This window comes from Streptomyces sp. NPDC001634 (assembly GCF_040298185.1).
GTDB lineage: Bacteria > Actinomycetota > Actinomycetes > Streptomycetales > Streptomycetaceae > Streptomyces.
The window spans coordinates 40,532-52,556 of the sequence record NZ_JBEOZU010000073.1; the positions used below are offsets into that span (position 1 = coordinate 40,532).

12 protein-coding genes and 1 pseudogene are annotated in these 12,025 nt (G+C 69.2%); 7 read left to right on the forward strand and 6 right to left on the reverse strand.

Translation table 11 applies throughout. The features are described 5' to 3' along the window. Positions 1–58: 58 nt before the first annotated feature. The 6 genes from ABT186_RS35535 (at position 59) to ABT186_RS35560 (ending at position 6,875) form a co-directional block, all read left to right on the forward strand. On the forward strand, positions 59–1,354 hold the full coding sequence (locus ABT186_RS35535; RefSeq protein WP_351928573.1) for a DUF4190 domain-containing protein: 1,296 nt from the start codon (positions 59–61) through the stop codon (positions 1,352–1,354). Positions 1,355–1,501: 147 nt separating this feature from the next. Continuing rightward, positions 1,502–2,254, forward strand: a complete 753-nt coding sequence (locus ABT186_RS35540; protein ID WP_351928575.1) for a GntR family transcriptional regulator — start codon at positions 1,502–1,504, stop codon at positions 2,252–2,254. Positions 2,255–2,604: 350 nt separating this feature from the next. Next, positions 2,605–2,787 (forward strand): SPOR domain-containing protein, encoded by a 183-nt coding sequence (locus ABT186_RS35545; RefSeq protein ID WP_351228873.1) that lies wholly within the window; start codon positions 2,605–2,607, stop codon positions 2,785–2,787. A gap of 73 nt (positions 2,788–2,860) precedes the next feature. Next, positions 2,861–3,259, forward strand: coding sequence for a (deoxy)nucleoside triphosphate pyrophosphohydrolase (locus ABT186_RS35550; RefSeq protein WP_351228875.1), 399 nt, complete (start codon positions 2,861–2,863; stop codon positions 3,257–3,259). Positions 3,260–3,552: 293 nt separating this feature from the next. After that, complete coding sequence (locus ABT186_RS35555) at positions 3,553–3,981, forward strand: ATP-binding protein (protein ID WP_351228877.1); 429 nt, start codon at positions 3,553–3,555, stop codon at positions 3,979–3,981. Positions 3,982–4,265: 284 nt separating this feature from the next. Beyond that, positions 4,266–6,875 carry a SpoIIE family protein phosphatase gene (locus ABT186_RS35560; protein ID WP_351228879.1) on the forward strand — a complete coding sequence of 870 codons (2,610 nt, stop codon included), beginning with the start codon at positions 4,266–4,268 and terminating at the stop codon, positions 6,873–6,875. Here ABT186_RS35560 and ABT186_RS35565 read toward each other — a convergent pair. Both ABT186_RS35565 and ABT186_RS35570 read right to left on the reverse strand, forming a co-directional pair. Then, complete coding sequence (locus ABT186_RS35565; protein WP_351928576.1) at positions 6,862–7,068, reverse strand: DUF397 domain-containing protein; 207 nt, start codon at positions 7,066–7,068, stop codon at positions 6,862–6,864. The genes ABT186_RS35560 and ABT186_RS35565 overlap by 14 nt on opposite strands. A 5-nt stretch (positions 7,069–7,073) precedes the next feature. Beyond that, entirely contained in the window at positions 7,074–7,904 is an 831-nt protein-coding gene (locus ABT186_RS35570) for a helix-turn-helix domain-containing protein (RefSeq protein WP_351928577.1), read from the reverse strand. Positions 7,905–8,141: 237 nt separating this feature from the next. Between ABT186_RS35570 and ABT186_RS35575 the strand changes: the two genes are divergently transcribed. Then, a complete protein-coding gene (locus ABT186_RS35575) occupies positions 8,142–8,555 on the forward strand; it encodes an ATP-binding protein (protein ID WP_351928579.1) in 414 nt (137 codons plus the stop codon). Positions 8,556–8,582: 27 nt separating this feature from the next. Here the strand turns inward: ABT186_RS35575 and ABT186_RS35580 are convergent, their stop codons facing one another. The 4 genes and pseudogenes from ABT186_RS35580 to ABT186_RS35595 form a co-directional block, all read right to left on the reverse strand. Further along, positions 8,583–8,822, reverse strand: a complete 240-nt coding sequence (locus ABT186_RS35580) for an Imm49 family immunity protein (protein ID WP_351928581.1) — start codon at positions 8,820–8,822, stop codon at positions 8,583–8,585. Next, a complete protein-coding gene (locus ABT186_RS35585; RefSeq protein ID WP_351928583.1) occupies positions 8,822–9,694 on the reverse strand; it encodes an immunity 49 family protein in 873 nt (290 codons plus the stop codon). Before ABT186_RS35585 ends, ABT186_RS35580 begins: the two co-directional genes overlap by 1 nt. Before the next feature lie 7 nt (positions 9,695–9,701). After that, positions 9,702–10,553 (reverse strand): immunity 49 family protein, encoded by an 852-nt coding sequence (locus ABT186_RS35590; RefSeq protein ID WP_351228883.1) that lies wholly within the window; start codon positions 10,551–10,553, stop codon positions 9,702–9,704. An 11-nt stretch (positions 10,554–10,564) separates the two neighbouring features. Continuing rightward, positions 10,565–12,025 (reverse strand): annotated as a pseudogene (locus ABT186_RS35595) (hypothetical protein); the annotation flags it as partial.

A 12,025-nucleotide genomic window follows, 5' to 3' on the forward strand; every position in this document is an offset into this window, starting at 1 on the left:
GCCTACGATGCGCCCCGTACATCAGTTCTGCGCACTCCGGACGAGGAGCACGGTACCCGTGGCCACACCTCCGCCCCCCGGGCCCCAGCAGCCCGGGGGTCCGTACCAGCAAGGCCCGTACCAGCAAGGCCCGTACCCGCAAGGTCCGTCTCCGCAGGGGCCGTTCTCGCAGGGCCCGTACCCGCAGGGCCCGTACCAGCAGCCGTATGGGCTTCCGTACCAGCCCTGGGGGCAGGGGTACACCCCGTACAACCGGCCGGCGCCCGTCAACGGGCTCTCGATCGCCGCGCTGGTCCTCGGGATCCTGTGCTGTCTGCCCGGTGTCGGGCTGGTGCTCGGTGTGATTGCGCTCGGGCAGATCGGGCGGCGCGGCGAGCGCGGCCGGGGGCTTGCGATCGGCGGCATCGTGATGTCGTCGATCGGGCTCGCCGTGCTGGTGACCGCCTTCGCGACAGGGGGCGCGCACGACTTCTGGGAGGGCTTCAGGGACGGGGCGCGCAACACTCGCGGCAACGGCGTGACGTTCTCCGTGCAGAAGGGGGAGTGCTTCAACGCGCCGGGCGGTTCCCTGGAGGGTGAGGCCTCCGACGTCGACAAGGTGCCGTGCTCCGGCAGTCACCAGGCCGAGGTCTTCGCCGACTTCAGCCTTCCGGGCGGTGGTTACCCCGGCGACGAGGCGGTCGGCAGGACCGCCGACGACAAGTGCTACGCGCTCCAGGACGCCTACACCATGGACTTCTGGGCGGTCCCGGAAAGCGTCGGCGTGTACTACTTCACGCCCACCCGCGAGAGCTGGAGTTACGGAGACCGCGAGGTCACCTGCATGTTCGGCAGCGCCGACAAGAAAGGCACCCTCACCGGCTCGCTGCGCCGCGACGCCACGACCCTCACCGACGACCAACTGGCCTATCTGCAAGCGGACGCCGTCCTGTACGAGGCGCTGGACACCGCCCCCGACGCCGCGTACGTCGAGGACGATCTGCCGGGCCATAAGATGGGGGTCCCCCCTGCTCGAGCGAAGCCGAGAGCTTGGGGGAGGGCGACGCGAGTCGTCGCGGCGCTGGCCGACCAGACCCGGAAGTTGCGCGCCCACCCGTGGCGGAACGGTGCGGGGCGGTACGTCGCCGGGCAGACCACGGCCCTGGAGCAGGCCCGCGAGGAGTGGCAGAAGGCGGCGGGTGCCGCCGACGCCGACACCTTCTCCACCCACTACGACCGGGGCAGTGCGCTTCTGGAGGGCCGCGCTGCGGTCACCGCCCGCAAGGCTCTGGGCCTGGCCACGACCCCACCGTCACGCGACGCGGAGAGCGGTGGGGGCTCCGGCCGGGGAACGGGCGGCGGCAAGCAGGTGTGACGGCCGCCATAACGGGGAGAAAGTGCCTGCGTAAAGCCCTCGGCAAGCACAAGTCATCACATCGAGTGATTCTCTGGCCCGCGCTTGCACGACACAACCCAGGGTTGCCACGCTGTTGCTGTCTGTACAACCTGATGGGAGCGGCCAGTGACTTTCGGTGAGCAGCCGGCGTATCTGCGTGTCGCGGGTGATCTCCGCAAGAAGATCGTCGACGGTCTGCTGCCACCGCACACCCGCCTCCCGTCCCAGGCCCGCATCCGCGAGGAGTACGGCGTCTCGGACACGGTCGCCCTGGAGGCGCGCAAGGTACTGATGGCCGAGGGGCTGGTGGAGGGCCGCTCCGGATCGGGGACTTATGTCCGGGAGCAGCCGGTGCCCCGGCGCATCGCCCGCTCCGGGTTCCGGCCTCAGAGCGGTGCCACCCCGTTCCGTCAGGAGCAGGCGGAGGCCTCCGCGCGCGGCACCTGGGAGTCGCGCAGCGAGCAGACGGTGGCGAGCGGCGCCATCGCCGAGCGGCTCGCCATCCAGCCGGGCGACCGTGTGATGTGCACGAAGTACCTGTTCCGGGACGCGGGCGAGGCGATGATGCTCTCCACGTCGTGGGAACCGCTCGCCGTGACCGGCCGTACTCCCGTGATGCTCCCCGAGGAGGGGCCGCTCGGCGGCATGGGCGTCGTGGAGCGCATGGCGGCCATCGACGTGATCGTGGACAACGTCACGGAGGAGGTCGGCGCCCGCCCCGGCCTCGCCGAGGAACTGCTGGTGCTGGGCGGTGTCCCCGGCCATGTGGTGCTGGTCGTCCGACGGACGTACTACGCCTCGGGCCGCCCGGTGGAGACCGCGGACGTGGTCGTGCCGGCGGACCGGTACCGGGTGGCGTATCACCTGCCGGTGAAATAGCGACGAAGGCCGTCCGCGGGGTGCAGGGGGAAGGCGTGCAAGTCGCCTTCTTTTTCCGTGAGTTGCGTCACCCCGTTCCCAACAGCAGGTCATCCGGCCTGTAGTTGCAATCCGGTCGTTCTCACGGCCGTGACAGGCGTGCGCTTCGCGCCGCTCTCCGTGCGCCGGGGGCGTACTCGGCGGCGCGTTCGACGGCGTGCGCCCCTTCCGGCATGGCTGGTTGCGTACCTCTTTGTGAAAAGGCGTATTCGGTGCGTGAAGGTAAGGCGTAGGCTCGGGCATATGCGCAGTGCGGTTTCCTGGGTGGGCGGGGCGCGGCGAGGGCCGGGGACGGGAAGTGGAGGGGTGCGATGAACGACGACACGGTCACTCTCCCCTGGCTCGTCATACGGCAGGACGACAACGGCAACCGCTACCGCGTGGGCAGGTACGCGACACGCGCCGAGGCCCAGAAGATCGTGGACAGCCTCGACGACCGCGGCCACAAGCAGCTCTACTGGGTCGAGCGCATCGGGCAGAACGGGAGCAAGTGAAGGGGCGCGGAAGCAGGTGAGGGCGATCGCCCCCGGCATGTGATCCGTCGCGTGCTCCCGTAGGCTCCGGCGCATGGTGCAACCGATCGTGGTGGCCGGAGCCGCCCTGCTGAGCGGCGGCCGTCTGCTGGCCGCCCGCCGCAGCGCGCCCCCCGAGCTCGCCGGACGCTGGGAGCTGCCCGGCGGCAAGGTCGAGCCCGGCGAGAGCCCCGAGCAGGCACTCGTGCGCGAGCTGCGCGAGGAGCTGGGCGTGACGGCGGAGCCGGTCGACCGGGTACCGGGGGAGTGGCAGCTGAAGCCGGGATACGTCCTGCGGGTCTGGACTGCACGCCTCCTCGCCGGCACCCCCGAGCCCCTGGAGGATCACGACGAGCTGCGCTGGCTGACCCCCGACGAGATCTGGGACGTGGACTGGCTCGATCAGGACGTGGTGGCGGTCAAGGCCGTGCTGGCCGTGTGGAAGCGGCTCTGAAAACCGGCCGGGCCCGGTGCCGAATGCATGGAATCGGTAAAACCTGTGGCCGTGTTGTGAGCGGAAAGCGGTAGGGCGCTGTTCGGTATCCATCGTTCTGACGTGCGGAAGACTGCGATCCGGCTCCGCGGTCACGAGGTCCCCGGGTAAGTAAGTCCTGGGGTTGTCGAGGCGCATGAGGTTTCAGGGGGCTGGCGCCCCATACGCCGTTCGTGCCACAGTGCGCCCTAGTGCGCGGTAAGGCGCTATGGATATCGGGTATGTGCCCATTAACCCCATGAAACCGGACATGGGTGGGCTTGTGGGCCTGGGAAGTGATCGGCGTGCTCGACACCCAAGGCGAAAGCGCCGAGTGGACGTTCCCCGCGGACCCGGGTGCGGTACGGACCGCTCGCGCCGTTGTCCGGGGCCAGCTGCGCTCCTGGAGGCTCGAGGAGCTTGCCGACGTCGCCGCGCTGCTGGTCAGCGAGCTGGTGACCAATTCGCTGAGGCATGCCACGGGCCCCATCGGCGTCCGTCTCGTCCGCCCCGCCGGTCCCGCTCCCACTCTGCTCGTCGAGGTTTCCGACCCGCTTCCCGACCCGCCCCGTGAGCGCTCCGCCCGCTCCGACGACGAAAACGGCCGCGGACTCCAGCTGGTCGCCCACTCCTCGCGCCGTTGGGGCACCCGTCCGGGAAACACCGGCAAGACGGTCTGGTTCGAGCTCGCGGTCCCCGGCTGAGTACGAGGGCTTGGTACGCGGCGGGATTCCACCGGCGCGGGGCCGGGGTTTCCGGGGTGCGGAGCGACCGGGTGGACAACACCGGGAAGCGTGTCGGAACTCTTTGATTCGATGGGGCACCACCTGGTTAGAAGACTGGGAGTATTGCCCGGCCGGTCCAAAAACCATCGGGACCGTGCTGTGATCGTGAACACCGTGTTGTGCGGCACCGTAGTGCTGGATACTGCGGGCAGCCGCCCCCGGTGACCGGTGCCGGACGCGGTGAGCTGGAGGGGACGGTTCGCGTGAGCGAGATACCAGCGAAGGCCACGGAGTCCGAGGACCCGTCGGACGGCGCGAGGGCTGAGGCCGCGGTCGATTCCGCCGCGGCCGTCGATCCGCGCGACACGGCGAGCGGCGCGATGTGGCAGAGCAGTCCGCCCGGCTCCATCTACGACTACATCAAGGTCGCTTCGTTCTCCATCGGCCCCGACGGGCACGTCGACCAGTGGAGCCTGCGGGCCGAGCATCTCTTCGGCATCCCCGCCGAGCGGGCCGTCGGCATGGACCCCATCGCGGCGTTCGTCACGCCCCAACTGCGCGAGCGCGGCCAGCGCAAGATGGCCGAGATCCTCGACGGCCGGGAGTGGACCGGCGTCATCCCCTTCCGGAAGCCCGACACGGACGGGACCGAGGGGCTTGCCGAGGTCTATGTGATGCCCACGACCACGGAGGAGGGCGAACGTGCCGCCGTGTGCATCATCGTCGACGTCCGCACCCTCCGTAGCATCGAGACCGACCTCGCCGCCTCGCAGGCGATTTTCGGTCAATCTCCTTTCGGATTCCTGTTGATCGACGCCGACTTGCGGGTACGGCGCGCCAACCAGCGGTTCGCGTCCACCTTCGGCGGCACCCCCGACGACCACCGCGGCCGCTCGGTCCACGACTATCTGCAGTCCCCGGAGGCCGAACGCGTCTCCGCGACCCTGCGCCGCGTTCTGGAGACCGGCGAGTCGATCACGGACATGCACATCACGGGGCACATCCCCGGCTCCGACGAGCGCAAGCACTGGTCCATCAACCTCTATCGCGTGCACAGCGGCAGCGGCCGGCCCATCGGCATCGCCTGGCTCGGAACCGACATCACCGCCCGTCGCGCCGCCGCCCGCGAGGCCGCCGCCGCCCGCCGCAACCTCGCCCTCCTGAACGAGGCCGGCGCCCGCATAGGCAACTCCCTCGACCTGGAGACCACAGCGCGCGAACTCCTCGACGTGGTCGTCCCCGGCTTCTGCGACCTGGCCACCGTGGACCTCTACCAGGGCCTCCTCGTCGGCGACGAGACCCCGCCGGGACTGGCCGACGGCAGCGCCGAACTGCGGCGCGTCGCGTTCGCCAGCGCGGTCTCCGACGCGCCCTTCGCGGGCGGGCCCGCGCCCGTCGCGGTCGGCGCCGTCCACCACTTCGCCTTCAACTCGCCCTGCGCGGACGCCCTGCGCACCGCCCGCCCCCGGCACATCCCCCCCGAGGACGGCGGCCTGATCCAGTCCACGCTCGCGGTGCCGATGGTCGCGCACGACACCGTGGTCGGCCTCGCCCAGTTCTCCCGTACGAAGGGCAGCGAGCCGTTCGGGGAACGCGACCGCGCGCTCGCCGTGGAACTGGCCGCGCGCGCCGCGGTCTGCATCGACAACGCGCGCCTTTACCGTCGCGAGCACGAACGGGCGTTGATACTGCAACGGTCTCTGCTGCCCCCCGGTGACCCGGAGGCGTCCGGCCTGGACATCGCCTGCCGCTATCTGCCGGGCAACGCGGCCACCGGGCGGCCGAGCGAGGTGGGCGGCGACTGGTTCGACGTCATCGAACTCCCCGGCCACCGCACCGCGTTGGTGGTCGGGGACGTCATGGGCCGGGGCCTGCGCGCCGCCGTGGCCATGGGCGAACTGCGCACCGCCGTAAGAACCTTGGCGCAGCTCGACCTCGAACCGGCCGAAGTCCTCGCGCAACTCGACGAGATCGCGCGCAACCTCGGCGCCCCCGGCGGCGTCCAGCAGGCCACCCGCGCCGCCCGCAGACCCCGCGAGGCGGACCTGTCCGAGGTGTACCTCGCCACGTGCGTCTACGCCGTCTACGACTCGGTGACACGCCGCTGCACCTTCGCCAACGCGGGCCATCTGCCGCCGGTGCTCGTCGAGCCGGGCGAGACCGCGCTGATGCTGGACGTGCCGCCCGGGATGCCGCTAGGCGTGGGCGGCGAGCCGTTCGAGGAGGTGGAGGTCGAACTGCCGGAGGGCGCGCTGCTGGCGCTGTACACGGACGGCCTGGTGGAATCCCGCGACCACCCGCTGGACGAGGGACTGCAGGCGTTCGTGGGAGCGCTCACCGACCCCTCCCAGCCGCTGGAGGACGTCTGCGACCATGTCCTCAACACCCTCGACACGCATCATGGCGAGGACGACATCGCGCTGCTGATGGCACGTGTGCAAGGGCTGCCGGCCGATTCCGTCGGCGACTGGACGCTGCCGCGCGAGCCGCGCAGCGTGGGCCGGGCCCGCGAGTACGCACGCGGCCGGCTGCTCACCTGGGACCTGGAGCCGTTGGTGGACACGACGGAGCTGCTGGTGAGCGAACTGGTGACCAATGCCCTGCGGTACGGCGAGGGTGAGATAAGACTCCGTCTGCTCCTGGACCGGACGCTGGTGTGCGAGGTGTGGGACTCGGGCCTGGTCCAGCCGCGCCGCCGCCGCGCCCGGGACACGGACGAGGGGGGCCGCGGCCTGCAGCTGGTCGGCCTGCTCTCCGCGGCCTGGGGCTCCCGCCGTACGCCGCGCGGCAAGACGGTGTGGTTCGAACTCCCGCTCCCGGACGGCGAAAACGGCCTCACGGATCCGGCGGAGGCGCTGCTCAGTCTTTTCTGACGTCCGGATGAGAGTCCTTGAGGGTGTCGACGAAGGCGGCGAAGACCCCGGCCGGGAAGGTGAGGGTGGCTCCGGCCGGGGCTTTGGAGTCGCGGACGGATATGTGGGTGGGGGAGCCCGCGACTTCGACACAGTTGTTGCCGTCGCCCTCGCCGGAGTAGGACGCCTTCCGCCAATTGTGGGGAGTGGTCATGGGCCTCACAGCTCTTTCGTCAGCCTGTGGATGAAATCGCGCGACCGAACAGGATCGAGTGACACGGCCTCCACTTTACGGAAGCGTGTTCGGTAGGCGTTCAGTTGAGCTTCCGAATCGATGAAGACTGAGCCGTGGGGCGCGTCACGTACCACTGTGTCCAGCTTGGGCACGGGGCCACCCGCATACGTCATGGTGCTTGAGGCTCTTGAGAAGCCGTCCAGGTCGAAGGGGATGACACGCAGGGTGATGTGGGCCGCTTCGGAAAGCTCGACAAGACGGACGAGCTGAGCCTGCCAGGTGGCACGGTCGCTGACCCTGATGCGCAGAGCCGCCTCATGGATCAGTGCCTCGTACGGGACGCTGATCTTCTGGCGGGCCATTCGGTGCCGGACGCGCAGCTCAAGCTCGTCGGGTGTGAGCTCGGGCACCCTGGACGAAAAGACCGCGCGAGCATAGTTCTCCGTCTGCAGAAGGCCTGGGACGAACACGATGGACACCTCATGCAGAAACGAGCTGTGGTGATCCAGCTCCGAGAGGTCCAGGAACGAGCCGGGTAGCAGGTCGCGGTATTCCTCCCACCAACCACGTGCCCGGTCGGTTGCCATCGCGACCAGGGCGTCAGTGAACTCCGCATCCGTGCAGGCGTAGTGGGACGTGAGGCGACGGAGCCTCTTCTCACTCACGCCCGCGAGCCCGGACTCGATATGGGTGATCTGGGCGGGGCTCACTTCGAGCAGCGCTGCCGCCTCGCGGGCGTTGAGCCCTGCCGCTTCGCGGAGTCTGCGCAGTTCAGTCGCCAGACGCAACTGGCGTGCCGTTGGTTCGCGCCTCAAGGTTTTCGTCCGCTCCTAGGTTCAACGCGCCGACGGGCGCGACTCCTTCGGCGTCAGATTACGGGATTGGCTTGCTTCGTCTCTAGATTTAGATCTACCGTCGGTGACGCGACGCATACGCTGCGGAACACCGGGATCCCGGAAGCGCACCGCTCCGTCCTGCCATGACGGCTGCGGCAGGCCACCACCCGCTGCACGCAGCGCACTTTCACCCCACCAGCCGAACGGAGCTGACCCATGCCCGAAAACGTCAACGACCCCTGGGAGTACTGCCTGTACATCCCCAACGACACCCGCGCCGTCACCGTCAGCCGCCGCACCCTCCGCCTGATCCTCACCGTGCACGGCCTGATCCGCCTGGTCGACGTGGCCGAACTCCTCGCCACCGAGCTGATCTCCAACGCCGTGCGCCGCACCAAGGGACCCGCCGCACTCCGGGTCCGCTGGTCTGCCGGCACCCTGCGGATCGGCGCGTGGGACGCCGACCCCGCTCCGCCGGAGCCGCCCGTCCCCTTGGAGCAGGTTGCCGACCTGGAGGAAGGCCACGGACTGGCCCTGGTCAAGGCCTGCGCCGACCTGTGGGGCTGGCAGCCGCTAGCAAGGGAGGGCGACCGAGGGAAGGTTGTCTGGTGCGAGTTGGCTCCAGCGTGAGACCGCTGCCGGGCCGACATCAGCGACTCAGATCGCGAACTCGCTGAGCCGGCCGCACTGGAGCAGGTGCTTGGGCGGATAGTCCGACTCTACTGCGATCGGCATGCCGCCGTCGTAAGCGAGGCAGGCGATCGCGAGCGGTCCCAGGGCGATTCGACCCTCGGCATCCTTGGCCAGGTCCTCGTCGGCCGTCCAATACTCCTTGTGGAGTTCCGGGGCTTCTACGAGCGCCGCTGAAGCCGTCGTGGTCCTCGTTACCGCGACCATCAGGTGTCGTACTCGCCCACCCAGGATCGCCGCAGGAGCGCCCGTGGGATGTACTCGGATTCGACTTCGACGGGCATGTCGGCGTCGTATGCCATGCAGGCGATGGCGAGCGGGCCGAGGGCGACCAGGCCCTCGCCGCTGAGGGAGCGTGCCTCGTTCGCGGTCCAGAACTCCTTGTGCCAGGTGAGGGCGTCGACCAGGGCCGCGTTGAACTGCTCTGTCTCCCGGCGCAGATAGCGGTGGAAGAGTTCGAGCGGCGGATACAGGATCTTCAGCATGAGCTCCGGGTCGGCGATCCCGGCGGCCTCGGGGGCTGTGCCGTTGATGGCGGTGACCAGTGTGTCCCAGGTCTCCTGTCGCCCGAACCAGAAGTTCTGCAGGGTCTCCACCCAGGCGTAGATGTACTCGTCGAATTCCGCTCCGGACGCGCGCAGGAAGGAGACGGGTACCTGGGCCAGTTGGTCGACCCGGTCGTTCTCGCGGCAGATCACCGCCAGGTAGAAGGAGGTGAGCCAGTTACCCGCGTGGAGATGGTCCTGGGGACCGGTGGCGGGGAGGCGCTTCACCTCGCCATTGCTGCCGATACGGCACGGCACGGGCCCCTCGGCGGCCGTACCGGCGGCGAAGAGCCCGCAGCCGACCTGCATGGCGCTGACCCATGCCTCCCAGGCCGGAAACTCACCTGCCGTCGGGTTGGTCAGGCAGCGCCACTTCGCGAGGGTGAGCGTGGTCGACAGAGCGTCGTATCGGTCGTCCTCCGAGGTCTCGACGTGGTCGAGTACGTCCTTCGTGTACTTGATGATCGGCGCCATGAGGTCGGCCGCGTTGTCTGTGCGGAACTCATGGCGGGGGATGCGGGTGACCGCTGTCATGCGTGCCTTACGTGGGGAATTCGCCGCACCAGTTGCGTCCGATGAGGACGGCAGGCAGGTACTCGGACTCGACCTCGACGGGGAAGCCGGCGTCGTGGGCGAAGCAGGTGATGGCGAGCGGCGCGAGGGCGACGAGGCCCGAGGCCTGGAGAGCCCGGCTCTCCTCGCTCCAGTACTCCTTGTGCCATTGGAGGGCGTTGGCGAGCGCCTGGTTGAAGCCGGCGTGGTCCTTGCGGATGAAGCGGTGGAACATCTCCATCGGCGGATACAGCAGCTTGCCCACCGTCTCCGGATCGGCGACGACTTCCGGGTCGGTGCCGTCGACCGCGGCCACCAGCTTCGGGACGAGGTCCTGGCCTCCGAGCCAGTAGGTCTGGAGGGTGTCGATCCAGGCGTAGTGGTACTCGTGGAAGTGCGAACCGTTCTCCCGCAGCAGGGACATGGGCACCTGGCACAGGGCGGTGATCCGGTCCCGTTCCCGGCAAATCACGGCCAGGTAGAAGGCGGTGATCCAGGAGCCCGGGGTCACGTACCACTGCGGGCCGGTGGCCTGAAGTGTGCGGTCCTTGTGCGCGATGCGGCACTGCACGTGGTCCTCGGTCGTGGTCGCGGCCGCGAACACGGCGGAGCCGACCTGCATCGCAGTGACCCAGGCGTCCCACGTGGGGAAGATCGATGCCCGCGGGTCCAACAGGCAGCGCGACTGGGCCAGGGTGAGCGCGATCTGCAGGGTGTCGCCCAGATCGGTGGAGTCCGCCTCCAGACCGTCGATCAGCTCCTGCGTGTTCTCCTGGAGCACGGCGATGCCCTCTTCCGCGTTCCCCGTGGGAAGAGGGGGGCGGGGGATGATCGAGACCAACGCGTCTCTCCTTAGAAGATCTTGAAGTGCTTGAGCTCAGCCCCAGCATAGTGACCGGTGTTTTCGACAGCCTGGACGAGGACGTAACGCAGGGTCTTGTTCTTGATAGCCGCTCGGATTTCCTTGGCGTACTTTGCGTCGTTCGGTGAGAAGGCGGCGCGCTCGTTCATGTCGGCCAGGATCGTACGGACATACTCGATGGTTCCCTGTTTCACCATGGTGCTGCGGTCCTGTGCGCCGTTGCCCTGGCGCCAGTCAAGTGTCCCGTTGGGGCCCTTTGCCTCGACGATGATGAGGTTGCCGTCCTTGTCACGCCAGAGCTGGTCGAACCTCCTCGAGCCGTTGGGCGTCTCGGGAAGGTCGGTGATCTCGTGGGCCCCTTCGAACTCCTTCTGCAGGAGCATGTGGTGGCGTGCGGCCTCCTCGCCGAGGGCCTCGCCGAGTTTGCTGTTGTTGGAGACGCCCTCGCCGACCGTCTTGTCGAAGTGCTCCTGCGCGTCGGCGAGCGCCTGCGCTGTCTCGTGGGTCGGGGTGGCGTCGAAGACCTTTTGGGCGTGGGTAAGGTCCATGCCTGCCACGCGCTTGGCCGAAACCTCATCAAGGTGCGTGAGGCCGTGCGGATGAACCGTGTCCCGGCCCCGTACGAGGTCTTCGAGGTGGTATCTCTCCGGGTTCGCGTACGGCAAATCGTGGGCGGCCATCCAGCCGCCGCCCGGCTTCTCGACAAGCTTCGGCAAGAGCTGGCCGTCAACCATATCTTCGGCACTGTTGCGCTTGCCGGGCCCCCACTTGTCGTAGTGCTCCGCGCGCCAGGCCGGGTCCTCGTTTGCGAGTCGGACGTGCTCGCGGGTGATCGCCGCACGTTCTGCGGGCGTGCGCTGGTCGGCCGGCTTCTCGCGGGCAGCCTCGTACTCCGCCCGGTGTGCCGCGTCGTCCGCATGGTGTGCCGGGTTGTCCGCATGGTGTGCCGCGTCGTCCGTGCCGCGGGCCGTATCGTCAAGGCCGCCGGGGTGGGCGCCGCCCGTCGACGGGGGCTCGTGGTGGCCACCCGTGGCCGGGCCGTCGGTGTGTCCGTGGCCCGTGCCGGGCCCCTCGGTGTGGGTGCCGCCCGTGCCCGGGCCGTCCGAATGGCCGGTGCCGTGGGCGTGGTCGGCGGTTGACGGGGTGTCCGGGTGGCTGCCGCCCGTGTGGGGCGTGCCGCCGCGGCCGCCGCGGAGCGGGTCGTTCAGGTCGTTCGTGGGCATGTGGTCGCCGGCGTGGCCGCCGGGTGTGTGGCCTGCCGTGCCGCCCGGGGTGGTGTCCGGGTGGCCCGTAGGCGCGTTGATGGGCGTGCGGCCGACGTCGCCCAGGTCGTGGCCCACGCTGCTGCCCAGGTGCACCGACTGGCCCGCGTGCTCGACGGTCGGTGTGGCCGCGCCCACCAGGGCCGGTTCCTTCACCGGCGAAGGTGTGTGGGGTACGTCCGAGCCCGC

Excerpts from the sequence above, each read along its gene's own strand:
- ABT186_RS35550 (WP_351228875.1), top strand. The coding sequence starts at position 2,861 with ATGGTGCAACCGATCGTGGTGGCCGGAGCCGCCCTGCTGAGCGGCGGC.
- ABT186_RS35575 (WP_351928579.1), top strand. The coding sequence starts at position 8,142 with ATGCCCGAAAACGTCAACGACCCCTGGGAGTACTGCCTGTACATCCCC.
- ABT186_RS35580 (WP_351928581.1), bottom strand. The coding sequence starts at position 8,822 with ATGGTCGCGGTAACGAGGACCACGACGGCTTCAGCGGCGCTCGTAGAA.
- ABT186_RS35585 (WP_351928583.1), bottom strand. The coding sequence starts at position 9,694 with ATGACAGCGGTCACCCGCATCCCCCGCCATGAGTTCCGCACAGACAAC.
- ABT186_RS35545 (WP_351228873.1), top strand. The coding sequence starts at position 2,605 with ATGAACGACGACACGGTCACTCTCCCCTGGCTCGTCATACGGCAGGAC.
- ABT186_RS35565 (WP_351928576.1), bottom strand. The coding sequence starts at position 7,068 with ATGACCACTCCCCACAATTGGCGGAAGGCGTCCTACTCCGGCGAGGGC.